Annotated in this window: 22 protein-coding genes and 1 riboswitch; of the genes, 13 read left to right on the forward strand and 9 right to left on the reverse strand. The window is 26.0% G+C overall.

Annotated elements, in window-relative coordinates:
• Positions 1–44: 44 nt before the first annotated feature.
• The 5 genes from NWE74_RS17760 to NWE74_RS17780 all read left to right on the forward strand — a co-directional run bounded on the left by NWE74_RS17760 (position 45) and on the right by NWE74_RS17780 (position 6,967).
• Entirely contained in the window at positions 45–2,843 is a 2,799-nt protein-coding gene (locus NWE74_RS17760) for a DEAD/DEAH box helicase (RefSeq protein WP_258244301.1), read from the forward strand.
• A 148-nt stretch (positions 2,844–2,991) separates the two neighbouring features.
• Positions 2,992–3,101, forward strand: a riboswitch (SAM riboswitch).
• An 87-nt stretch (positions 3,102–3,188) separates the two neighbouring features.
• Complete coding sequence (locus NWE74_RS17765; protein WP_258244302.1) at positions 3,189–4,256, forward strand: methionine ABC transporter ATP-binding protein; 1,068 nt, start codon at positions 3,189–3,191, stop codon at positions 4,254–4,256.
• Positions 4,216–4,896 carry a methionine ABC transporter permease gene (locus NWE74_RS17770; RefSeq protein WP_258244303.1) on the forward strand — a complete coding sequence of 227 codons (681 nt, stop codon included), beginning with the start codon at positions 4,216–4,218 and terminating at the stop codon, positions 4,894–4,896. The genes NWE74_RS17765 and NWE74_RS17770 overlap by 41 nt, the downstream gene beginning before the upstream one ends.
• Positions 4,897–4,917: 21 nt before the next feature.
• The gene (locus NWE74_RS17775; RefSeq protein ID WP_258244304.1) at positions 4,918–5,730 is read left to right on the forward strand and encodes a MetQ/NlpA family ABC transporter substrate-binding protein; all 813 of its coding nucleotides are present in this window, start codon (positions 4,918–4,920) and stop codon (positions 5,728–5,730) included.
• Positions 5,731–5,761: 31 nt separating this feature from the next.
• Positions 5,762–6,967, forward strand: coding sequence for a M20 family metallopeptidase (locus NWE74_RS17780; RefSeq protein WP_258244305.1), 1,206 nt, complete (start codon positions 5,762–5,764; stop codon positions 6,965–6,967).
• 108 nt (positions 6,968–7,075) lie between these two features.
• On the opposite strand, the gene NWE74_RS17785 is transcribed toward NWE74_RS17780, so the two are convergent.
• The 4 genes from NWE74_RS17785 to NWE74_RS17800 form a co-directional block, all read right to left on the reverse strand.
• Positions 7,076–7,462, reverse strand: coding sequence for a DUF1284 domain-containing protein (locus NWE74_RS17785; RefSeq protein ID WP_258244306.1), 387 nt, complete (start codon positions 7,460–7,462; stop codon positions 7,076–7,078).
• Positions 7,462–7,995, reverse strand: a complete 534-nt coding sequence (locus NWE74_RS17790; RefSeq protein ID WP_258244307.1) for a biotin transporter BioY — start codon at positions 7,993–7,995, stop codon at positions 7,462–7,464. Before NWE74_RS17790 ends, NWE74_RS17785 begins: the two co-directional genes overlap by 1 nt.
• A gap of 224 nt (positions 7,996–8,219) precedes the next feature.
• Positions 8,220–8,711: a hypothetical protein gene (locus NWE74_RS17795; RefSeq protein ID WP_258244308.1), complete on the reverse strand. Its 492-nt coding sequence runs from the start codon at positions 8,709–8,711 to the stop codon at positions 8,220–8,222.
• Positions 8,712–8,949: 238 nt separating this feature from the next.
• Positions 8,950–9,099 carry a hypothetical protein gene (locus NWE74_RS17800; RefSeq protein ID WP_258244309.1) on the reverse strand — a complete coding sequence of 50 codons (150 nt, stop codon included), beginning with the start codon at positions 9,097–9,099 and terminating at the stop codon, positions 8,950–8,952.
• Positions 9,100–9,971: 872 nt separating this feature from the next.
• Between NWE74_RS17800 and opp1C the strand changes: the two genes are divergently transcribed.
• The 7 genes from opp1C (at position 9,972) to NWE74_RS17835 (ending at position 16,538) form a co-directional block, all read left to right on the forward strand.
• A complete protein-coding gene (opp1C, locus tag NWE74_RS17805; protein ID WP_330666441.1) occupies positions 9,972–10,721 on the forward strand; it encodes a nickel/cobalt ABC transporter permease in 750 nt (249 codons plus the stop codon).
• Between the two features lie 14 nt (positions 10,722–10,735).
• On the forward strand, positions 10,736–11,554 hold the full coding sequence (locus NWE74_RS17810; protein WP_258244310.1) for an ABC transporter ATP-binding protein: 819 nt from the start codon (positions 10,736–10,738) through the stop codon (positions 11,552–11,554).
• Positions 11,554–12,306, forward strand: coding sequence for an ABC transporter ATP-binding protein (locus NWE74_RS17815; RefSeq protein ID WP_258244311.1), 753 nt, complete (start codon positions 11,554–11,556; stop codon positions 12,304–12,306). The genes NWE74_RS17810 and NWE74_RS17815 overlap by 1 nt, the downstream gene beginning before the upstream one ends.
• Before the next feature lie 224 nt (positions 12,307–12,530).
• Positions 12,531–13,256 carry a transglycosylase domain-containing protein gene (locus NWE74_RS17820; RefSeq protein ID WP_258244312.1) on the forward strand — a complete coding sequence of 242 codons (726 nt, stop codon included), beginning with the start codon at positions 12,531–12,533 and terminating at the stop codon, positions 13,254–13,256.
• Positions 13,257–13,436: 180 nt separating this feature from the next.
• Entirely contained in the window at positions 13,437–13,847 is a 411-nt protein-coding gene (locus tag NWE74_RS17825) for a MarR family winged helix-turn-helix transcriptional regulator (protein WP_258244313.1), read from the forward strand.
• 2 nt (positions 13,848–13,849) lie between these two features.
• Positions 13,850–14,923, forward strand: coding sequence for an FUSC family protein (locus NWE74_RS17830; protein ID WP_258244314.1), 1,074 nt, complete (start codon positions 13,850–13,852; stop codon positions 14,921–14,923).
• A 148-nt stretch (positions 14,924–15,071) separates the two neighbouring features.
• The gene (locus NWE74_RS17835; protein ID WP_258244315.1) at positions 15,072–16,538 is read left to right on the forward strand and encodes a protein adenylyltransferase SelO; all 1,467 of its coding nucleotides are present in this window, start codon (positions 15,072–15,074) and stop codon (positions 16,536–16,538) included.
• A gap of 18 nt (positions 16,539–16,556) precedes the next feature.
• Here NWE74_RS17835 and NWE74_RS17840 read toward each other — a convergent pair whose 3' ends face one another.
• From NWE74_RS17840 to NWE74_RS17850, 3 genes are all read right to left on the reverse strand, one after another.
• Positions 16,557–17,081, reverse strand: coding sequence for a DUF6363 domain-containing protein (locus tag NWE74_RS17840; protein WP_258244316.1), 525 nt, complete (start codon positions 17,079–17,081; stop codon positions 16,557–16,559).
• 87 nt (positions 17,082–17,168) lie between these two features.
• Positions 17,169–18,593: an MDR family MFS transporter gene (locus tag NWE74_RS17845; RefSeq protein ID WP_258244317.1), complete on the reverse strand. Its 1,425-nt coding sequence runs from the start codon at positions 18,591–18,593 to the stop codon at positions 17,169–17,171.
• Positions 18,583–19,476, reverse strand: a complete 894-nt coding sequence (locus tag NWE74_RS17850; protein ID WP_258244318.1) for a TetR/AcrR family transcriptional regulator — start codon at positions 19,474–19,476, stop codon at positions 18,583–18,585. The genes NWE74_RS17845 and NWE74_RS17850 overlap by 11 nt, the downstream gene beginning before the upstream one ends.
• Before the next feature lie 188 nt (positions 19,477–19,664).
• On the opposite strand from NWE74_RS17850, the gene NWE74_RS17855 reads away from it, so the two are divergent.
• The gene (locus tag NWE74_RS17855) at positions 19,665–20,903 is read left to right on the forward strand and encodes an MFS transporter (RefSeq protein WP_258244319.1); all 1,239 of its coding nucleotides are present in this window, start codon (positions 19,665–19,667) and stop codon (positions 20,901–20,903) included.
• A gap of 62 nt (positions 20,904–20,965) precedes the next feature.
• Here the strand turns inward: NWE74_RS17855 and NWE74_RS17860 are convergent, their stop codons facing one another.
• Positions 20,966–21,241, reverse strand: a complete 276-nt coding sequence (locus NWE74_RS17860) for a hypothetical protein (RefSeq protein ID WP_092722481.1) — start codon at positions 21,239–21,241, stop codon at positions 20,966–20,968.
• 1,134 nt (positions 21,242–22,375) lie between these two features.
• Positions 22,376–22,909, reverse strand: a complete 534-nt coding sequence (locus tag NWE74_RS17865) for a DUF6143 family protein (protein ID WP_258244320.1) — start codon at positions 22,907–22,909, stop codon at positions 22,376–22,378.
• Between the last annotated feature and the right edge of the window lie 73 nt (positions 22,910–22,982).

Below are 22,982 nucleotides of genomic sequence, written 5' to 3' on the forward strand. Positions count from 1 at the left end.
ATAAACTAACTTCCTAAATTGGTTAAGGTGTTTTTAATGATATAATGATATTTAGCATAATGAAAACAGGTGAGATAATGAACTTTATAAATAAAGATTTTTTAAATTATTTTAAAAGTAAGCCAAAACAAGAAGTAAAGTTAGACGTGAGTTTAGAACTTATAGGAGAAGATAGCATAAGATGTGATTTTTATATAGGAATAGATAATATGTATAAATTAAAAAATCTTAGAGACTTTTCCAAAGCTAGGTTAAACGCTCAGGATATAATATATGGACCGGATTTTATGTACAATATATCAAACAACTATTTTGGATATGATGAAGAAAAAATAGTTGAGATTATAGAAGAATATGGAATGAGTCTTTCTTATACATCGTCGTTAAGAGAACAGCAATCAATGTATTTAAATGGGGCATCAGTAAAAAGACTAATAGAAGCTCTTGAGTATAAAGACTTTGAATTTAAATATAGAAACTTGTACTATACTCCAAAAATAATTAAGGGAGATTTGCCTATAAGTATAACCTTAGAAATGGATAATAATAAAGTTTTACTAAAAAGTGAGAATAAGTTACCAGTTCCTATATCTCAAAGGGGTGATGTAGTATTTTATAATGGAGATATATATTTATTAAGTGGAGAAAATGGAATATATTATAAGAAATTATATACTGTACTAGAAAAATATAATGAAATATCTTTTAAGTCAGAAGAAGTAAGTGAAGTTTTAACAAATGTAGTTCCAAAGCTTGAAAAGATAACTAATAATGTAATTATTGATGAAAATATAGAAGAAAATATAAGTGAAAAATTATTAGTTAGATATTATTTTGATTTAGAAGAAGATAAAATAACATGTAATATTAAGTTTAACTATGAAGGTGAAAATGAAGGTAAATTTATAGTTAAAAATGAGCAAAAAGAAGAAGAAGCAATATATAGACTTTATACATACTATTTTGAAAAAGACAATAATAAATATGTATTTACAGGAAATGATGAACAGTTATATGATTTTTTAACAGTTGAGATAAATAGACTTAAAAATATAGGAGAAGTTTATTATTCTGATAAGTTAAAAGCAAAAAAAATATATGGTTCAAGTTCTATAAGAATAGGATTAGGTGAAGAAATAAACCATTATTTAGAGTTTAATTTTAAAATAGATGGAGTTAATGAAAAAGAATATAAAAATATAATAAAAGCTTTCAAAGACGACAAAAGGTTTTATAAATTGGGAAATGGAAACTTTATAAATTTAGAAGAGCAAGAAACCAAAGATACATTTAAATTGATGGAGAGTTTAGGTTTTACTAGTGATTTTAATCGTATGCAGATAAATACAAACAAGGCATTATATATTGAAAATTTAATGACTAATAAAAAATTACCTTATATAGAGGGTATAGAAAAAATAAGAGAAATTGCAGGTAAGATAAAAAAACTTGATGAGCAAAAAACAGAAATTCCAAAAGACTTAAACGCAACCCTTAGAGATTATCAAATAGATGGTCTAAATTGGTTTAAAACATTAGAAAAATGTGGGTTTGGAGGGATACTAGCTGATGAAATGGGATTAGGTAAAACATTGCAAACTATAACATTTTTATTATCAGAAAAGGATAAAAAAAGTTTAATAATAACTCCAACATCAGTTGTATATAATTGGAAAAAAGAATTTGAAAAATTTGCTCCTAGCTTAAAAATCGTAGTAGCTCATGGTGGTAAAAAAGAAAGGGAAAAAATAATAAGCAATATAGATTCTTATGATGTGATTTTAACTACATATGGATCTTTAAGAAATGATATTGAAAAATATGAAGAAATAAATTTCGATTATTGCATAATAGATGAAGCTCAAAATATAAAAAACCCAACTGCAATAAGTACAGATGCTGTAAAATCTATAAATGCACATAGTAAATTTGCTCTTACTGGAACTCCAATAGAAAATAATTTATTGGAACTTTGGTCTATATTTGATTTTATAATGCCAGGGTATTTGTATAGTCTAAGAAAATTCGATGCTATATTTATTAAAGACGAAAGTCAATTAGAAAATCTGAAAAAAATGATAAAACCGTTTATACTAAGAAGAACAAAAAAACAAGTTATAAAAGAGCTTCCTGATAAGATAGAAAAGGAATTTTTAGTTGAATTGAATAGAGATCAAAAAAAGGTATATGCAATATATGCAGATTATACAAAGAAAAAACTAGAAGAGCAAAATAATAAAATAACGGTATTTTCTTATCTGACAAAATTAAGACAACTTTGCTTAGATCCAAGTATAGTAATAGATGACTATAGTGGAAAAAGTGCTAAAATAGAGACTTGCTTAGAAATTATAAGGGATTATATTCGAATAAATAATAAAATCTTAGTCTTTTCTCAATTTACAACTGTTCTTGAAAATATAGGTGAAAGATTGGATAAAAATAATATAAAATATTTATATTTAGATGGTCAAACTAAAGCTGAAGAAAGATTAAAATTAGTTGATGAATTTAATAAAAGTAAAGAAAAAAAAGTATTTTTAATATCCTTAAAAGCAGGGGGAACTGGACTAAATCTAACTTCAGCAAATACTGTAATTCACTTTGATCCATGGTGGAATCCTGCAGTAGAAAATCAAGCGAGTGATAGAGCACATAGATATGGGCAAAGAGAAGTAGTGGAAGTTATAAAACTTATAGCGAAGGGTACTATTGAGGAAAAGATTGTAAGACTTCAAGAAAATAAAAAAGAATTAATTGATGATATAATAAATAATGATTTATCCCAAGGAAATATTTTAAAAGGATTATCTGAAAAAGAAATGTTAGATTTATTTAAATAAATATTTATGTAAAAAATAATATATTAAAATATAAGATTGAATATTTTTTACAAAAATTAAAAATTAGAAAAATTTAAAAAAGTTGTTGACAATGTTATTAATTAACTATACAATTTGTTTTATAAAATTAATAAAAATTAAATAATAAACCTTATCAAGAGAGACTGAGGGAATGGCCCGATGATGTCTCAGCAACCTACCAATGTTTGGTGTGGTGCTAATTCCAACAGAATTTTTTGAAATTCTGAAAGATGAGGGGAAGTATATTAATATATAAACGTTAAAATCTTCTTCTCATCTTGAGAAGAAGATTTTTTTATTTAATAAAATAAGGAGGGAATAAATTTGATATCACTTAGAAATATAAGTAAAACGTACACATCAGAAAATATTAAGGTAGAGGCATTAAAAAATGTAAACATTGAAGTTGAAGAAGGTGAGATTTGTGGAGTTATTGGATTTAGTGGCGCTGGAAAAAGTACATTAGTACGTTGCATTAATTTATTAGAAGAGCCAACATCAGGAAAAGTCTTTGTAGATAATAAAGAGCTTACATCGTTAACATCAAAGGAATTAAGAGAAGCTAGAAAAAATATCGGTATGATTTTTCAGCACTTTAATCTAATGAAGTCAAAAACAGTTTTTAAAAATATAGCATATCCATTAAAACATAGTGGGCTAAGTAAAGAAGAAATTAAAACTAGAGTGTATGAACTTTTAGAATTAGTAGGATTAAGTGATAAAGCAAGTAGTTATCCAAATCATCTAAGCGGAGGCCAAAAGCAAAGAGTTGCAATTGCAAGGGCATTAGCTAATAACCCAAAGGTTTTATTATGTGATGAAGCTACATCAGCACTTGATCCGCAGACTACCCAATCGATACTTAAGTTATTAAAAGATATCAACCAAAAGCTTGGGTTAACAATAGTCATAATTACACATGAGATGAATGTAGTAAAAGAAATTTGTGATAAGGTCGCAGTAATGGAAAATGGTTATATCGTAGAGCAAAATGACTTAATTCATATTTTTACTAGACCTAAAACAAAAGTAACAAAGGACTTTATATCAACTGTATTTCAAGAAAATAAAATTTATGAACTACTAGAAAAAGATTACTTTTTAAAAGAAATTAATGAAGATGAACTATTAGCAAAAATAGTATTTATAGGTCAAAATACAGGTCAGGCGTTTATTTCAAAAATATCAAGACAGTTTAAAATTGATGCAAGCATATTATTTGGAAATATAGAAATAGTTCAATCAACACCTATTGGATATTTAGTAGTTAAGTTAAGTGGCCAAATTGAAAATATCTTAAATGTAGAAAAGTATCTTAAAGAAAATAATATAGAGTTGGAGGTAATAAAACATGGAAAGTTTAATAACAAACTTACTACCAAATGTAGTTAATTTATATCCTGAAATGGTAAATGCTTTGTTTGAAACTATATATATGGTATTTATATCTGGGTTAATATCTATTTTAATAGGTTTTCCAATAGGAGTAACTCTTGTAGTTACTAGGAAAGGCTCAATATTAGAAAATGTAGTTATAAATAATCTTATAGGCAAAATAATAAATATTTTTAGATCTATACCATTTATTATTTTACTAGCAACAATAATGCCTATTACCAAATTTATAGTTGGAACAACTATAGGTACAGAAGGAGCACTGGTACCATTAGTATTTGGATCTACACCTTTTGTAGCAAGACAAATAGAAACTGTCCTATTAGATATTGATAAGGGGGTAATAGAAGCGGCTCAATCTATGGGATCTAGCCCTTTTGAGATAATATATAGAGTAATGCTTCCTGAGGGAATAGGTGGAATAATATATGCAATTACAATTACAACAGTAAGTTTAATTGGTTTATCAGCAATGGCAGGAACTGTTGGAGGTGGGGGTCTTGGTGACTTTGCAATAAGATATGGTTATCAATATTTTCAAACTGGTGTAATGATAGTTACAGTTATAATATTGCTTATTTTAGTTAATATAGTTCAAAGTATTGGAGATTTTTTACTTAGAAAATTAAATAATTAAGAATATAAAAGGAGATTTGTTATGAAAAAATTATTATCAGTATTTTTAATATTAATATTATCTGTAAGTACCCTAGTAGGTTGTAATAATGCATCTATTAGTGATACAAAAACTGTAAAATTAGGTGTAACAGGTGAAGAACATGAAATCTGGGATTTAGTAAAAGAAAAGTTAGCAAAAGAAGATATTAATTTAGAAATAATTAGTTTTTCTGATTATATAAAGCCAAATATAGCACTTGATGAAGGTGAAATAGATATAAATGCATTTCAACATCATGCATATTTAGATAATTTTAACAATGAAAGAAATTTAAAATTAGTGTCAATTGGAGATACTGTATTTGCACCAATGGCTATATATGCAGGAAAATTAAAATCACTTGAAGCATTAAAAGTAGGTTCAAAAATAGCAGTTCCAAATGATGCTACAAATCTAGGAAGAGCATTAATACTTCTTCAAAATGCAGGATTAATAAAATTAAAAGATACTGTAGGTCTTTTACCAACAATTAAAGATATAGCAGACAATCCAAAAAATCTAGAAATATTAGAATTAACAGCAACACAAATTCCGAGATCTTTACAAGATGTAGATGTAGCAGTAATAAATAGTGGAGTAGCAGTAGATGCAAAATTATCTCCTACAAAAGATTCACTATTTATAGAAGATTCAAATCTAGAAACTTCAAAGCCATATATAAATTTAATAGCAGCTAAAGAAGAAAATAAAAATAATGAAATCTATAAAAAGGTAGTAAAAGTATATCAATCAGAAGAAGTAAAAGAAGCTATTAATAAAAGATATAAAGGAGAATCTATACCTGCATTCTAGATACTAAAAATATATATGTAAAGGGGATATTATGGAAAATTTGAATATAGATAAAATAAAAAGAGACATATTATTTGAAATAGAAAATCAAAAACAAGAATATATAAAAATAAGCCATAAGATACACGAAAAACCTGAAGTTGGAAATAATGAATATTTTGCATGTGAAATACTAACAACTTTACTAAAAGAAAATGGATTTGATGTAGAAATTAATATTGCGGGGCATGAGACTGGATTTATAGCAAAAAAGAAATCAAAATTTAGGGAAGGTCCAGTAATAGGTTTTTTAGCAGAGTATGATGCATTACCATCTTTAGGGCATGCATGTGGACATAACATAATTGGAGTATCTAGCTGTGCAGCAGCAATAGCATTATCAACTCAACTGGATACTGTAGGTGGGGAAGTGAGAGTATACGGGTGTCCAGCTGAAGAAGGTGGTAAAAATGGAAGTGCTAAAGGAAGTTTTGTAAAATATAATTTATTTAAAGATGTGGATGCATGTTTAATGATACATCCATCAAATGAAAATTCAGTTACAGGAACTAGCTTAGCAGTAGATCCAGTTGAGTTTGAATTTATAGGAAAATCAGCTCATGCAGCTGGTTGCCCAGAAAAAGGAATAAATGCATTAGATGGAGTTATACAGCTTTTTAACGGAATAAATGCATTAAGACAGCATTTAACTGATGATGTTAGAATACATGGAATCATAACTGATGGAGGTGATGCACCTAATATAGTACCAGACTATGCCAAAGCAAGATTCTATATAAGAGCTAAAACTAGAAAAATATTAAATGAAGTAACTAAGAAAGTCAAAAATATAGCAAAAGGAGCTGCATTGACAACTGGATCAAAAGTTAATATTAATTTTTTCCAAAATGAAGTAGATAATTTTTATGTAAATGATAAATTTAATGAGTTGTTTGCAGAAGTTATGAATGGATTAGGAGAAGATATAAATACTATAAAAAATGAAGGATTTGGATCCACTGATGCTGGAAATGTAAGTCATGTTGTTCCTACATTGCATCCTCATATAAAAATAGGACCAAAAACTTTAGTAGGTCATACACCAGAATTTCGCGAAGCTGCGTGTTCTAAAGATGGTGATAAAGCTTTAATATTAGGATCAAAAGCACTTTCACTAACAGCACTTAATCTTTTTATAAATGAAAAAAAGCTTAATGAGATAAAAAATGAGTTTGATAATAATATAAATTTAAAATAAAATAGATAAAGCCATATTGATTAAATCTTCAATATGGCTTTAAAAATGAAATTTTAAGCAACGGACAAAGTCGTTGGTGACAGGAGCAAAGAGACTTTTTTATTAAATTTATTTATAGCACATACTTTTTTTACAACTACTAATAGAATACCAGTTGCAATTTCCGCAGATATCATCCATAATTTCTTCAGTAATATTTTCTTTTATAAAATTTACAATTTCATTGTAATTATATACTTTTTCTTCTAGATTAAAATACTTAATCATTTTATCATCAATTGATTTAACTTTATTATTTGTATTACATAAATTAGTTCCTAACATATTAGGACAATTACTACAAATATCATCAGTAGAAAATACTAGTTCAACTAAAATGTTTTTATTACTTCTTAAAGTTCTAGTTATATAATCCATATTTTTAACAAAATCATCACTATAGCCTCTACCGCTATAACCTTGAGTACACATCAGATGATGAGGTCTTAACTTCATTAGTTTAATACTCCTTGCATAGATTTATTTTCTTTAAGTTTTATACCAATAATAGTTGCTAAAAATGCTTTTACTATTCCTGTAACAATGAATGGTGCAACACATGCAATAAAAGCACTCATAATTGTTGTTTTCATAATAAATGCAAATAACATAGTACCAATAGCATAGTTTATAACAGACCCTAATATCATAGCCACAAATACCATAAATTTATTATTACTTCTCTCACATATAAATCCTATTAAAAAGGCCATTATAGGAAAGGATAATATAAAACCACCTGTAGGGCCTAATATTATTTGTATTCCACCTGAAAACTCAGCAAATACAGGTAATCCAACAGCACCAAGTAATGTATATATAATAAGTGAAATAAAACCATTTTTACTTCCTAACAATATTCCAGCTAATGAAACTGCTAATGTTTGCATTGTAAGTGGAACTCCACCAGGGAATGGTATAGCTATCTGTGCAAGAACTGCAGTTATAGCAGCAAATAATGAACATATTACTAAATCTTTGGTCTTCATATGTATCCCCCTTAATATTTTATAAACTATATATGTAAACTAAAATGCTTATATTAGTTTACATATATAATTTAATATATTTTACATGCAAAAGTCAAGTTAATTAAAAAATAGATAATAAAATTATATGGCAAATCAAAAAATACATATTATATGATATGTATTTTTGTGAAATGAAATTATGATTATCTCTTAAGTGAAAATAAGTTACAAAGTATATTTAATTATTTAATTTGAGATTTTGTCCAAAGAAGCGTTTCATCTCCTTTAGCTTTGCTGAAATAGTATTCTCCTAATAATTTACTTTGTGTAGATTCACAATCGGAAGTTAAAAAACCTGTTAAAAATGATAAAGACATACTGTAATAATTTAATGTATTTAAAAGTGCTAGAGATATAGGATTTTTTTCAATATCGCCACTTTCAGTTTGATGATATTGAGAAAGATCTTTTCGTAGACTTTTAATTTGACTTTTTATATAAGAAGCATCTTTTAACATAGAGGATTTATCTCCTTTATTGATAACAGCTTTAAGTGCGTTTGAATTAAGGATATATAATTGTTCGCTTATAGATTCTAATTGAGTTACATACTCATTTTCTACATTTTTTAGAGTATTTAGAGAATTATTAGCATAGACTTTAATATTATCATTTAAATTTATATTAATAGACATAATGCTTAGAACAAGAAATAAAATTATCATTTTTTTCATGATATACACCTCTTAACAAAATTTTATAAGATTAGTATTAGGTAAAAAAATTATAATTATTCATTAGAAATATGTTAGAATTGAATTTTTAATATTAAAAATATATAGTAATAGAAATAGTTACTATATAATATTTATGTTTTATAAAGATAAATTTGTAAATTACGAAATTTTATTTATGACAACACAAAAATAAGGAAAAATTCCAGTAAATAAAATAAAAAATATTAAGATACAATTAATTTTTAGTTTTTAAAACTTTAAATCCTAATAGTGCTAATCCTAATAAAAGAACAACAGTAGTATAGCTATCGGCTAAGATATAAAATAGTATAAGCAATACCATGAAGTTTAATAATAATACCATTAAATTTTTAATTGCTTGCAAATTTATCACCTCTAATATAAGTTAAAATAAAATTTTTATAAAACACAACAATATAATATTAATATAGATATTAAAAAAATGCTATATATATTTAGAAATATGATTGATTAAAAAGATAAAAGTTGAAAAATATAATTTTAAAAAAAACTGTAAAATTAATGATATGTAATTAATATAATTATGTTCAACTATATTATTAATAATATTTATAAAAAATATGCTAAGTGAATTTATAAAAATATAATTTGAAAATTAAACAACTATTAATATTTTTTATGAATTATATTATCAAAAAAATGAATTTAATTAATTCAAAAGCTTAATAATATAAATGTAAAAAATTGGTGTATAATAGTAAACATAAATATTGTAATTAATACATAACCAAAATAAGTCATGAAGGCTTATTTTTTACCATGAAGGATCTATAGGAATTTTAAATTCCTATAGATTTTTTAATGTAAAAAAATTAATAGTTTATATAATTTAAAAAAATTTTAGATGAATTACTTAAACAACTTTGATTTTTAGTTATAATATAGCTTTTTAAATGCATAGGAATTGTCTCTAAAAGTTTAATATTTACTAAAGAACCTTCTTGTAATTCTTTCTCTATATAGCTTTTAGGAAATAATGAATAAAACCAATCGTTTACACCGATAGAAAAGAAATCTGTATATAAAATTGGAAGATTTCTTATTTCATTATCTGTTATTCCATTTTTATAAATATTATTTTTATGGCTAGTTACCAATAGAAATTCATCACATTTAAAAGGTATACATCTATAATTTATATCAAAAAAAGGCTGATAGGAGAATGCAATATCTATAGTTCCATCATATATACTGTTTATAATATTATTAGCAGGTATATTAGCTCCAATAATATCACCGAATGATCCTATTGCAATAGATGTAAAATCTAAGCTTTTGAGAATGAGTATAAAATATCCATTTGGTACTGACCAATTAGGTAGGTGTGTATTTTCAAGAGTATTATATGGTATTAGGAGTACTGTATTTTTATCAATAATAGCTATGCTAGCTACTATACTCATAGGAACAATACTCGGTGTAGTAGCTGGATTTATACGTGGATGGGTAGATGAAATAATAATGAGAATATGTGATATAATGTTATCTTTTCCTAGTGAAGTAATGATACTAGCTATAGTTGGTATTCTCGGAACAGGAATTCAAAATATAATAATAGCAAATATATTAGCTAAATGGGCATGGTACACACGTATGATTCGATCTATTGTTATTCAATATTCTGATAAAAACTATATTAGATTTGCAAAAGTATCTGGATGTAGCATGTTTCATATAATAAGAAAGCATTTGATTCCAGGTGCTATAGGAGAAATTAGTGTATTAGCAACATTAGATACTGGATGGGTTATATTAAATATATCAGCACTATCATTTTTAGGATTAGGAGTACAAGCACCTACTCCTGAGTGGGGAATGATGCTTAGTGAAGCTAAAAATGTTATGACTATATACCCACAGCAGATGTTACCAGTAGGAATTGCAATATTAATAGTAGTTTCGGCATTTAACTTATTAGGAGATAGCATACAAGAAGCATTAAATCCAAAACAGACTTTAAGCTAAAGAGAGGTAAGAATATGAGTTTACTAGAGGTAAAAAATCTTGTGATTGTAGATAATAAAAGTAAACAAAATTTAGTTGAAAATATAAATTTCAAGCTAGGTAAAAATATGTGCTTAGGTATTGTGGGGGAAAGCAGAAGTGGAAAAACGATTACTGCAAAAGCGATATTAGGCTTGCTAAGTTGTAATTTAAAAATAAATGGTTCAATTATTTTTAATGATAATATAGAGTTATTAAAAATAAAAAAAAATGAATTACGTAAAATAAGAGGACAAAAAATTTGTATGATACTTCAGAATGCAATGTCATCATTTGATCCATTATATACAATAGGATATCAGATGGTAGAAACATTAGTTGAAAATAAAGGTATAACTAAAAATAGAGCTAAAGAAATATCGATAGAGTACTTAGAAAAAATGAATATAAATAATACTAGAGATGTAATAAAAAAATATCCACATCAATTATCTGGAGGTATGTTACAAAGATGTATGATAGCACTAGCTATTAGTATGAAACCAGATATAATAATTGCGGATGAACCTACAACTGCCTTAGATTCTATAAATCAGAAAGAAGTTGTAGAACAGTTAAAAAAAATTAGAGAATTAATAGGTACATCTTTGATTTTTATATCTCATGATTTAGGTATAGTTAAGTATTTGGCGCAAGATGTTTTAGTTATGAAAGATGGTAAGCAAGTTGAATATGCAACATCACGTGAAGTATTCAATAATCCTAAACATGAGTATACTAAGTATTTAATAAATACTAGATTAGATATTACAAACTCATTTAACATGTATGTAAATAAGGAGGTAGCTGTATAATGTGGTTAAATGTAGAAAACTTATATAAAAGCTACTCAAAGCAAAAAAAAATTAAAAATACATATGTACTTAAGGATATTAGTTTTTCAATTGAAAAAGGAGAGTGTGTAGGTCTAATTGGTGAAAGTGGAAGCGGAAAAAGTACTTTAAGTAGGCTTATATTAGGTTTAGAAAAAATGGATTCTGGAAGTGTTAATATAGAAGGTAAATCTATAAAAAATTGGATACGACATAATAAAGGCAAAATGAGTGTTGTATTTCAAGATTATATCTCGTCAGTTAATCCTAATTTTACAGTAAAAGATATTATATTAGAGCCATTATATGAATTAGGAAATAAATATAATTTAGATTATATAATAGAATCATTATTAGAAAAAGTAGAGTTTCCATTATATCTAATATATAGGTATCCTCATGAGTTAAGCGGCGGTCAATTACAAAGAGTATGTATTGCTAGGGTAATTTCAACAAAGCCAGAATTTATAGTTTTAGATGAAGCTATTAGCTCATTAGATGTATCAATACAAGTTCAAATATTAGATTTATTGAAGAAACTAAAAAAAGATTTAAATATAACTTACTTATTTATAACACATGATTTACAATCAGTTGCATATTTATGTGATAGAGTATTGTTTTTATATAAAGGTGAAATAGTGGAAAATATAGATAGTTCAAATCTTTCAAATGTACGAAATGATTATTCAAAAAAATTGCTTAGTTCAGTTATGCCTTTTAGTATAGTATAATTAAATCTAAGATATTAAAAAAATATATATGTAAGTAAAAAGTACCCATTTATGGGTATTTTTTTATGAAATAAAGTATAAACAAATTAATTTTATAAATAAGCTTAAGTTACAAAAAAGTAAGGTTAATTTAAGGTACATGAAAGGACTTTAAATTAAGATATATGTATAATGGTAATATAATAAATAATTATTTCTGTAATAAGAAAAAAGGAGGGTACTACATGAAAAAGATATACAAATATTTAACAGCATTTATGATAATTACAATTATGTTAGTAAGTATCCCAACTGGTAAGGTATTAATAGATGGATATAGACGATATAAAGAAGTAACAAACCATGTAAGTTTACAAGATAAAGTTAAAAAAATACAGAACAGCGACAATTATGTAAGCATTGAAAATATAGATGAAGATTTTTTAACTGGCATAGTTTCAGTTGAAGATCATAGATTTTATAAGCATAAAGGACTAGATTTTATAGGAATAGGAAGAGCGGCTATTAATAATATAAAAGAAGGTAGAATAGTTCAAGGAGGAAGTACTATAACTCAGCAATTAGCTAAAAATATATACTTAAATGGAAATAGAAACTTTTCAAGAAAAGTAACTGAATTGTTTTTAGCTAAAGATATAGAAAAACTTTTTTCAAAAGATGAAATATTAGAAATTTATGTAAACATAATAAATTATGGAAATGGATACATGGGGATAAAAGAAGCAAGTAAGGGATACTTTAATGTAAATGCAAACAATTTGAGTTTTGAAGAAGCATCTATATTAGCTGGATTGCCACAGTGCCCAGAGGGATATAATCCAAAAAAACATTATGAAAGATCAATAAAAAGACAAAAACAAGTTATTGCTGCAGTAGATAAATACGGAGAAAAAAATCTTTTAAATCAAGACTATCTTTTAGCAGTAGGTTATGATTTATATTCAGCTTAAGCACCCATATTATATGGGTGTTTTTTTATGATATTTGACAATAAATAGAAATTCAATTAAAATTTAGTTAACAAAGTCAACTAAATTTATATATATTATTATAGGGATTCTATTTAAAATTAATTGAGAAAAGAGGTGAAAATATTGGAAAGTAGTGATTGGATTTATATGGTGGAAAGGATGCAAGATATAAGATTGTTTAGCAGATTGCTTATACGTAGATCTAGTAAACTGTATGAAATGCCATCTCAACATTTAGAACTATTGTCTCAATTAGCAGTTAGTAAAGAAAATATGACACCAATGATTCTTAGTAAAGCTATGGGGTTAAATAAAACTATTATAAGTAGGATTATAGACACATTAAATAAAAGTGGTTATTTAATAAAAACTAGAGATGAAAATGATAAGCGAAGTTATTTTGTTTCTATTACTGAATTAGGAAGAGAACAAATAGATGATATTTATAAACATTATTTAGGTCCTATTTATAATCTAAGAAGAAAATTAGGAGATAAGGAATTTTATGAATTAATATCTCTTATAGAAAAAGCAAATATCAAAATATTAGAAGAGGAAAAGGAGGGATAATTATGAGTTTTTATCAGGCCATGCAGCTAGGTGCATGTAATTTAAAACCTTTAATTAAAGAAAGTGAGGATAAATCTTTAAAAAGAAAATATATAACAGCTCTTATCGTTAAAGATTTTTTATGTCTTTTATTTTGTATGGTAATAGTTACACTTTTCAGTAAAGTATTTGGGGAAGAAAACAGTATTGTAGGGGTAGTTACAGTTCTTTCCTTACTAACTTTTAGGTTCTCAAACTTAGACTTTGATGCAAAACAATCAGCATTTACTATTTTAGGTATATTTGGGATATGTATGATTAGTCCATATATAGCAACTATAGTAAATCCGATACTAGGTAGTATAATAAATTTTGTATCAATAATGGCAATAGTTGTATTATCATGCCATAATGTTGTTTTAGCTAATCAATCTACATTTGTTTTATCATATTTACTATTGTACGGATATGAAGTTAATAGCATAAATGGATATATAAATCGTATTGTAGGATTAATTATAGGAGGGATTATAGTATCTTTAATTTTTTACATTAAACAAAAAAATATTAAATTTGAAAATAAAATCTTAGATATTATGAGAGATGTAAGTTTAAAAAATGAGCGAACTAAATGGCAATTAAAGATAACACTTGGAATATGTTCAGCTATTTTAATTGGAGAGCTTATGCACTTACCACGTACAATGTGGATTGGATTTTCATGTATGTCAATATTGCAGCCAAGTCAAGAAAAGTTTGAATTTAGATATAAAAAAAGACCTCCATTTTTAGTCATAGGATGTTTAATATTTGGTATATTATACTTAGTTTTGCCAAAAGAGCTGAGAGGATATACCGGAATAATAGGAGGATTAATGGTTGGATTATCAGGAACATATCAATGGCAAACTGTGTTTAATTGCTTTGGTGCACTAACAGCTGCAGTTCCTGTACTGGGGCTATCAGGTGCAATACTATTTAGGATTTTTAATAATGTTTTTGGAGCTATATATAGTAAACTATTTAACAAGATATTTGACATAGTTGATAGCAAGGTTTTTGTTGGAAATACTATGGATGAGGTTGTGGAAGGTTAAAATATTATAAAAAATTTGTTTTAGAAGCTTACACTAGTAGTTGTAAGCTTTTTTTACGATTAAGAACATTATACCAAATTTGAAATTGAAAAAATGGGTATATTAAGTTAATAAAACAAATATTTATATAATTTTATAAGGAGATAATATGCTTAATAAAAATAGTAATATAGGATGGAATTTTGATAATACCTATAATAAACTATCACCAATATTTTTTAGCAAAATAGATATAAATCCAGTATTATCCCCTAAATTAGTTATACTTAATGAGGCCTTGGTAAAATCATTAGGATTAGATAGGGATGTATTAAGAACTGATGTAGGTATAGAAATACTTTCAGGAAATAAAGTTGTAGAAAGTGGAGCTTATATTGCCCAAGCTTACGCAGGGCATCAGTTTGGACATTTTACAATGTTAGGCGATGGAAGGGCTTTATTGATAGGTGAACAAATAACACCTTTAGGTGAAAGATATGATGTTCAACTTAAGGGTTCAGGAAAAACTCCATATTCTAGAGGTGGAGATGGAAGAGCAGTACTTGGACCAATGATTAGAGAGTATATAATAAGTGAAGCAATGCATGGTTTAGATATACCTACTACCCGTAGTCTAGCAGTAATTAAAACTGGAGAAAATATAATAAGAGAAAGTAAAAAGGATGGTGCTATATTGGTACGTACAGCTTCAAGTCATATTAGATTTGGAACTTTTCAATATATAGCGACATTCGGAAGTGTTGAACAACTTAAGGAATTAGCAGATTATAGTATAAAAAGACATTTTCCAAACATAGATGATAATAAAGATAAGTATATAAACTTCTTAAAAGAAGTAATAAAAAAACATGCAACTTTAGTAGCAAAGTGGCAATCAGTAGGATTTATACATGGAGTTATGAATACAGATAACATGACTATTAGTGGAGAAACTATTGATTATGGACCATGTGCGTTTATGGATGTCTACAATTCTAATACAGTATTTAGCTCAATTGATACGAATGGTCGTTATTCATATAAAAATCAGCCTATTATGACTCAATGGAACTTATGTAGATTTGCAGAAACATTATTACCACTATTAAAAGAAAATAGAGATGAATCTATAGAAATAGCACAAAGTGCTATATCAGAATTTTTAGAGATATATCATTTAAGCTGGATGAAAATCATGAGAAGTAAGCTTGGAATGTTCAATGAAGAAGCACAAGACAAAGCTATTATTGAGGATTTACTTAGCATGATGGAGAAATATAATGAAGATTATACTAATACGTTTATAGAACTTACATTTAATAATTTTAATAATAAAGGTATGTTTGGTAGCAAAGAGTTTGAACATTGGTATAAAGTATGGAAAGATAGATTAGATAGACAAGAAGAGTCAAAAGAATCTATACAAGAATTAATGAAAAAATCCAATCCATCTGTAATACCTAGAAATCATAGAGTAGAAGAAGCTATAGAAAAAGCAGAAAGTGGAGATTATGATTTTATGAAAAAACTTCTTGAGATTGTAAGTAATACATATGAACATTCTAAAGATAACAAATATTACTCAAATCCACCAGACCCATCTAAGTATCCGTACAGAACTTTTTGTGGAACATAAAAAAATAAAAGTCACTATTTATTTAGTGACTTTTATTTTTTTATTTTTATCTATAAACTCTAGAATTTGATTACACATTTGTTTTGCATTATTATATCCTTCTTCATATAGAGCTGTAAGTTTTGATATATTTTTTTCGACTTGACTAACATTAACCGGATTTTTAGGTCTTATAACAAGAGTATCTTCATTTTCAGATAAGTTATTTACTAACTTAAGACTTTCATTATAATTAATGTGTCGATTTTTAACAGCCTTAATAAGATTAGGAATAGTATTAAACATAAAATCCATTCCCAAAATAGATCCTGTTTTTATAAGATTATTGAAGCTTAAGTAATTTTTATCATGTATATAATCAATAGTAGCATGATAAGCTCTTTTATATTGTTTAGATAAATAAGATGATGCATGACAGCTTCCTGCAGATACACCAATTACCATATCTACTTCGATGTCTTTTTCTATGAAGAAGTCTAAGACACCTGCAGTATATATTCCTCTCATACCGCCACCTTCTAATATTAATCCGACTTTACTCATAACTTTCCTTTCGTAATTTAAATTTATATAGTTAAATTGTTGTTTTCATTAAAATCATTATATTCCAATGAATTTATATTGTATAGTTTAGTTTTCAAGAGCAAAAGTTATGCCTTTTTCTTCTTGAGGTTTTGAATTTTTATCTTTAACGTATATTATAGAAATTATTAAACCTATAAATAGTAATAGTGAAGAAGCCTTAAATGCGACATTTATACCTTTAATAGTAGCCAATACTTCAGATGTATTTAAGCAATTTTTTGAAATAGTAGTCATTATAGCTATAAATAAAGAAGAACCTATAGCACCTGAAACTTGTCTAAGTGTTGAACCAATAGCACTTCCATCTGCTATTTCTGAATGATTAAGAGCATTAAGTCCCCAGGTTGTAACTGGCATTAGTAAAAGTGTAAGTCCGATCATTCTAATAGAATACATAATAGTAAGCATCACAATTGATGTTGTGTCACTTAAGTTAGAAAATGAAAATGTACTTATGCTTAGGCATAAAAATCCTGATATAGATAAAATTCTTGCTCCGTATTTATCAAGTATTTTACCAGATATAGGACTAAGTATAGACATAAGTATTGAACCAGGCAACATCATTAATCCAGGTATCATAGCTGACATACCCCTTGAAGACTGAAGATACAATGATAAAATCATTGTTGCAGATGTAAAGGATATATACATAATCATTAATAATATTACAGATATTACAAATTGTTTAGATTTAAAAACCTTAAGATTAAGCAAAGGTTCATCAACTTTAAATTGTCTTATAGTAAATAATATAAGAGAGATTAAACCTAAAATTATTGGTAAATAGGTTATGTAGTTATATATACCATAGGTACCTAAATTAGATACTCCTATTAATAATCCACCAAATCCAAGTGTTGAAAATATTAGAGACATTATTTCTAGTTTAGATTTTTTTATTTCAGTTATATCTCTAAGTATTATAAGTGCTAAAAGTATATCTAATATAGCAATAAATGCTAGTATGTAAAATAAAATTCTCCAACCAAAATTATCAATAATATATCCTGCGGCAGTAGGTCCTACTGCTGGGGCAACGCCAATCACGAAACCATATAATCCCATAGCTACGCCTCTTTGTTCTTTAGGATATAAATTTATCATTGATACTTGAACTAATTGCATTATTATTCCTGCACCCATTGCTTGAAATATTCTAGATGCAACAAGCATTTGAAAATTATTTGTAAATATTGAAATTAAACATCCAGTAAAAAATAATAGCATAGAACTAATATATAGTTTTTTTGCAGAAAAATTGCTGATTAAGTATGCTGTTGCTGGGATCATTACACCTAAAACAAGCATATATATTGAAGTTAACCATTGAGCTGAGTCTGCTGTTATATGAAAATCCTTCATTATACTTGGTAATGCTGAGTTTAGCACAGTTTGAGTAAGACCTGTTAGAAAAGATCCTAATAACAACACTGAAACTATTAAATTTCTTAATTTTTTATTGTCCACCTTTTATGTCATCTCCTAATTTAGATAATAGTCTGCTTAATTTATTAGTATGTTTTTGTAAGAATAGTTGCTTTTCTAGATAAGCAATCATTGCATCCATTACAAGTGAATCATAGTTACATAAGTTAAATTCTTCTTCTATTTTATTTATTGCATCATATAACTTTTTATTTTCGCTATTAGATAAAATTAATTCTTTTATAGTATTTATAACGTTTATAGAAGTCTTTTTTAATACATTTTCATAATTGTTTTCTCCGATTTCATCGATTGTATAAAATATGCTTTCACTTATGATACCCTTATTGTTTCTAAGGTAATTTATATTAATATCTATTTGCCTAATAATAAACTCAAATATATATTCGATACTTAAGTGCCTTTTATTCATTTTCATAACTAAATAAAATTCATGAACTAAACTATCAATTATAAATATTAAATCACCAATAAACACATTTATTTCTTCTCCATAAATTAAAATTAAAGAAGATTTATAAGAATTTAATATACTAGATTTTATTTTATTTTTTACTTCGATTAAATTATCACCTTTAGTTTTTGAAAAGACCTCTAATAAATGTGGATCAAAAGAAGAATTGTATTTTAAATAATCTAATACAAGCTGAATTTTTTCTTTTAGCGCTTCATGAGGAGTTTTTGTATCATCTGAATCTAGTAGTATAGATGTAGCAGCAAATTTTTCACTTGAATAAATTAATATCTCCCAAATTAAATCTTCTTTAGTTGGAAAATATTTATAAAATGTTGATTTAGACATTTTACATTCTTTTACTATGTAGTCTATAGATGTATTCTTTATACCGTGAATATTAAAACAATTTTGCGCCATTTTTATAATGTTTTCTTTTTTATTTTTCATAAATCACCTCTTAATTAAAATGAGTACTTTCGATTACTGTATAAAACTTTAAAGTACTAAAACACTTAAAAAGTATAACTACTTTTTTATTATTTGTCAAATCTAATAAAAGATAATTTTTATGTATCTGAAATTTAAACTTTTAGGCACATAAGTGATACTATATAAGTGGGGGAGGGATTATTAGAATGTCTAAACTAAAAAATATAAATAAAAACATATATTTATTCTTTGCAATAAATTTACTTGCATCATTTGCAATGGGCATTTTTAATATGTTTGTAGGTATTTATTTAAAAGAAGTAGGATATGAGGAAAATATAGTAGGAATGATACTATCCCTAAATGTATTTGCCATGGCAATAGCATCAATACCGAGTGCATATTTAATAGAAAAGATAGGAAGAAAAAAAAGTTTTAAATTGGGCTTTATATCAATAGCTATAGGAAGTATTTTTTTAGTACTATTTAAAAATATATTTTTAATTGGATTAATGGCAATAATAAATGGATTTGGAATGAGTGTGAAAAATACAGCGGAGGGAATGTATATAACTGAAAATACAAAAGAAGAAGAAAGAGTATCTATATTTAGCATAAATTTTATAGTATCAAATATAGGTATGATGAGCGCTTCGTTTATTGGTGGAATACTATCAACACATATGAGTAAATACTTCACATCACAGCAGTCTATAACATATATATTTATCATATCAGCAATATTATCTTTACTAGCATTTATACCAATTTATTTTATGAAAGAACCAAAAAACTTAGAATCTAGAAATTTTAAAGAATGTTTACAAGGATATAATCATGTTATATCAGATAAGAAAGTATTATCTTTTATGATGTATTATTTAATAATAGGTATCGGTGCAGGTATGGTAGTTCCATTTTTTAGCGTTTATTTAAAATATTCTATGAACATATCCGACAGCATAGTTGGTAGTATACTTTCAATATCTCAATTTGGATGTATATTAGGTGGAAGTTTAATTCCTTTTATGTCAAATAAATTTGGAAAATCGAATTCAGTAATAATTTGCCAATTAATATCTATACCATTTTTGCTATCTATAGCTTTTCCACAAGGTATAATATTAATAGTAATATCATTTTTCATGAGAAATGGTCTTATGAATATGGCAACACCTTTAACTCAAAACTTATCTATGGAATTAGTTGATAAAAAAGATAGAACTAATTTAAGCAGTTTGATATCTTTATGTTCTAATATAAGTAGAGCAATAGGAATTTCAATAGGTGGGTTTATGATGGAAAAAATTTCTTATAATTCACCGTATTATTTAACTGTAATTTTATATATAATTGGAGTAGTTATATTTGCGAGTTTATATAAAAATGAATCTAAGCTAGTTAGACAGAAAAAGTATAAAGAAGAACATGCATTTAGACATTAAATGTACTAAAAAGGTAGCAATTTAATTATTGCTACCTTTTGTTATATTAAAAATTAGGATTATTAAGCTTTATCATATTCATATAAATAAACCCATTTAAAGCCAAAGCTTTGAACAAAATAAATAGGAAGAATAGGTATATCAATCATTTTAGGTTGCTCTAATATACCTAAATATTTAATATCATCTATTAGTACCACAGGCTCCATTCCCTCATGAATAATGTATAATTCCTTATTGGTACTATCACAGTATTTTATTAGCTCATTAGTAAACTCTTTAGGTGTAGTAATTGGATTCTCTGGTTCAAACCTAAATGTATATTTTTGAAGCTTCATCATTATCCCCCTCCATAAAGCTAAAAATTAAGTTTGTAAATACTGCTGGAGAAATCCAACGATAAATTAATTGCCAGCAGTATTTACAACACAATTAGTGTAGTAAGTTAAAACATAATAGAAATTATGTTTAAAATAACTTTAGCATTAATAATACAAGTTAACAACATATTATGCATGAACGGTCAGTTTTAGAGCCTGAATGGAGTATAGGAAAATAAATAAAATTGAAAAATACTATCATTAATTAGAGATAAATAAAATAGAACAATGAAAATGAATTATTGATTAGAATAAAAATAAGATAATTTATTTATAAATGGGAGATTTGAAATGAAGAAATAGCAGTAAATAGACACCGTACTTCTTAATATAGAAGTTTTACGGTGTTTTATTGATAGGTTTATAAAGATGAAAAATAAGTTACATAAAATATAGATATTATAATTGTAAGTATATTCAAAGTAGCAGAATATAAATCTTTGTTTAATACATTTAAAAAAATACCGTAAGAGAGTATAAATATAATAATATAAACAAAGACTTTTAAAAATTTAATTATAAATTTATATTTCTTATTGTAAAGGAAATTACTAAAATATAAATATTTATTATTACTTTTTCTAAAAAATAAACCTACTATAATATGCAAAAGAATGTTGCATAAACAAATTATGAAAAATACAGGAATAAAAAGATTTAATGGAATTGACTTACAATATAGACTTTGAGGAACACTTATAGCATTTAATAAAGATAGGTATAAAGCTACAATGCATACTGGAATCATAGCAAACCAAGCTATATTTTTTTTATTGTATATCCCCCTGAAAATTTATTATTTATAATTATTTTATTTTATATTTATTTAAATGTTAATAAATTTTTAATATATATTAATACATAATTTTATATTTTTAGCAACGGACGAAGTCGTTGGCGACAGGATTGAATCGACTTTTTTACTAATATCCTTTAAAAATATAGCTTTAAAATAATAATTTTAACCTACATTTATTTATGTAGAAAGAGCATGTACAATTATTGATAATAATCTTATATAATAAGGAATATAATTACCACTAGCATATTGTATCTTAATAAGCTAGTGGTTTTTAGTTTATTTAAATAAAATTAGTATCTGCAAATTTTTTCTTCCCACCAACCGAATGCAATGATAATACGGTCAAAATTAACAGGTAAAAAATCTCCGATATAAATTATTATAGATTCGCCAGGAGGTATAATAATCTGCCCACCGTCAATTATTTCTGTTGTGTTAGGAGATACAATTCTACTAAATATAGAAATACCATTTTTAGGTCCTGTATCTGCTGTATCTGAATATTTAATTTTTCCTTTAGGAATAGGTTCTGGTAAAATAGACTGATTAGTACAACTAACTGATTTACTGATTAAAGCTTTGTGAAGATTAGACTTTAAATAAAATTGAGCAGGAAGATTTGAATTTGAAACGTTTGTTATAGTCATTGCATTAACATAAATATTAACATTAGAGTTGATTGGATTATAGAGAGAAGCTAAAACATGCTGACCTTTATCCATTAAAACAAGTGTTTGACCTATAAAGTAATTACCTTGTTTTGATTGGTATAATGGATATTCTATAGAAACTTCGCTTTTATAGTCTTTACAATAACATGGCATAATAATCACCTTTAAAATAAGATTAGGAAAAAATATTCCTAATTATATAGTATTCAAATTAAATTATAGATGT

It is taken from the genome of Romboutsia lituseburensis (assembly GCF_024723825.1).
In the GTDB taxonomy this organism is placed as follows: Bacteria; Bacillota; Clostridia; order Peptostreptococcales; family Peptostreptococcaceae; genus Romboutsia_F; species Romboutsia_F lituseburensis_A.

What these genes read in the sequence shown, in the direction of transcription:
- NWE74_RS17760 (WP_258244301.1), top strand. Translation starts at nt 45, where the DNA reads ATGATATTTAGCATAATGAAAACAGGTGAGATAATGAACTTTATAAAT.
- NWE74_RS17770 (WP_258244303.1), top strand. Translation starts at nt 4,216, where the DNA reads ATGGAAAGTTTAATAACAAACTTACTACCAAATGTAGTTAATTTATAT.
- NWE74_RS17775 (WP_258244304.1), top strand. Translation starts at nt 4,918, where the DNA reads ATGAAAAAATTATTATCAGTATTTTTAATATTAATATTATCTGTAAGT.
- NWE74_RS17780 (WP_258244305.1), top strand. Translation starts at nt 5,762, where the DNA reads ATGGAAAATTTGAATATAGATAAAATAAAAAGAGACATATTATTTGAA.
- NWE74_RS17785 (WP_258244306.1), bottom strand. Translation starts at nt 7,462, where the DNA reads ATGAAGTTAAGACCTCATCATCTGATGTGTACTCAAGGTTATAGCGGT.
- NWE74_RS17790 (WP_258244307.1), bottom strand. Translation starts at nt 7,995, where the DNA reads ATGAAGACCAAAGATTTAGTAATATGTTCATTATTTGCTGCTATAACT.
- NWE74_RS17795 (WP_258244308.1), bottom strand. Translation starts at nt 8,711, where the DNA reads ATGAAAAAAATGATAATTTTATTTCTTGTTCTAAGCATTATGTCTATT.
- NWE74_RS17810 (WP_258244310.1), top strand. Translation starts at nt 10,736, where the DNA reads ATGAGTTTACTAGAGGTAAAAAATCTTGTGATTGTAGATAATAAAAGT.
- NWE74_RS17815 (WP_258244311.1), top strand. Translation starts at nt 11,554, where the DNA reads ATGTGGTTAAATGTAGAAAACTTATATAAAAGCTACTCAAAGCAAAAA.
- NWE74_RS17820 (WP_258244312.1), top strand. Translation starts at nt 12,531, where the DNA reads ATGAAAAAGATATACAAATATTTAACAGCATTTATGATAATTACAATT.
- NWE74_RS17825 (WP_258244313.1), top strand. Translation starts at nt 13,437, where the DNA reads ATGCAAGATATAAGATTGTTTAGCAGATTGCTTATACGTAGATCTAGT.
- NWE74_RS17830 (WP_258244314.1), top strand. Translation starts at nt 13,850, where the DNA reads ATGAGTTTTTATCAGGCCATGCAGCTAGGTGCATGTAATTTAAAACCT.
- NWE74_RS17835 (WP_258244315.1), top strand. Translation starts at nt 15,072, where the DNA reads ATGCTTAATAAAAATAGTAATATAGGATGGAATTTTGATAATACCTAT.
- NWE74_RS17840 (WP_258244316.1), bottom strand. Translation starts at nt 17,081, where the DNA reads ATGAGTAAAGTCGGATTAATATTAGAAGGTGGCGGTATGAGAGGAATA.
- NWE74_RS17850 (WP_258244318.1), bottom strand. Translation starts at nt 19,476, where the DNA reads ATGAAAAATAAAAAAGAAAACATTATAAAAATGGCGCAAAATTGTTTT.
- NWE74_RS17855 (WP_258244319.1), top strand. Translation starts at nt 19,665, where the DNA reads ATGTCTAAACTAAAAAATATAAATAAAAACATATATTTATTCTTTGCA.
- NWE74_RS17860 (WP_092722481.1), bottom strand. Translation starts at nt 21,241, where the DNA reads ATGAAGCTTCAAAAATATACATTTAGGTTTGAACCAGAGAATCCAATT.
- NWE74_RS17865 (WP_258244320.1), bottom strand. Translation starts at nt 22,909, where the DNA reads ATGCCATGTTATTGTAAAGACTATAAAAGCGAAGTTTCTATAGAATAT.